The sequence below is a fragment of the Aquibium sp. A9E412 genome, assembly GCF_030398335.1.
GTDB lineage: Bacteria > Pseudomonadota > Alphaproteobacteria > Rhizobiales > Rhizobiaceae > A9E412.
This window is the reverse complement of record NZ_JAOAOP010000143.1, coordinates 1-865: the sequence shown is the minus strand read 5'-3', so window position 1 is coordinate 865 and position 865 is coordinate 1. Positions and strand designations below refer to the sequence as shown.

The following is an 865-nucleotide window of genomic DNA, read 5'->3' as shown; positions in this document are numbered from 1 at the left end:
ACGGCTCGCACTCCTGGGGTGGCATGTACTACGGCTACCAGCAGCGCCACCTGATCGGTTACCGCTTCGAGGGCGGCAACGGCTTCTTCGGCGCCCTGGCGCTGGAAGACGATGCGCATACCCCGTTCGCGGCCGGTTCCGACGGCTACATGCCCGACGTGGTCGCCAAGATCGGCGTCAACCAGGGCTGGGGTGCGGTCTGGGCCGCGGTCGGCTATGACGAGAGCTTCGACGGCTCGGTCAACACGCTGAACGCGCTGACCGGCACGGTCAACAGCGGCGGCTTCGGTGCCCAGGTCGGCGCGCAGATCAACGTGCCGAACATGCCCGGCTCGTCGCTCCGCGTGATCGGTTACTACGCCGACGGCGCGCACTCGTACAATGTCGGCAGCCCGACCATCAACTTCGCTGCCAGCACGGGCGGCCTGTTCCCGGTCTTCCAGTACAACGGTGCGCTGTTCGGCGGTGCCGAGTGGTCGATCCTCGGTTCGTACAACCACCAGTTCACGCCGACCTTCGGCGCCTCGGTGGCGGTGCAGTACTTCAACGATCTCTACATCGCCGGCACCGACGTCTCGACGGGCGTCGACGCCTGGGGCGCGGAGCTGTCGACGGTCTGGACGCCGATCGAGAACTTCGAGATCCGCACCGAGCTGCACTACGACGACGTCGGCGAGGTCGTTCCGGGCTTCGATCCGGATGGCACGTTCAGCGGTTACCTCCGCTTCACGCGCTACTTCTGATCGGGGACGAGCGGATGCGCGGCGACATCGGACGGACGTCGGTCCGTCTCCAGGTTCCGCGCTCCGCACCCTGCCAGCTTCGCGCCGGGGGCTCCGTCCCCCGGCGCGTTGCGATTCGAACG

At 67.3% G+C, this 865-nt stretch carries 1 protein-coding gene; it reads left to right on the top strand.

Translation table 11 applies throughout. The features are described from left to right. The coding region (locus N1F89_RS20605; RefSeq protein WP_290086377.1) for a porin at nucleotides 1–743 on the top strand (743 nt) is incomplete at its 5' end. Between the last annotated feature and the right edge of the window lie 122 nt (nucleotides 744–865).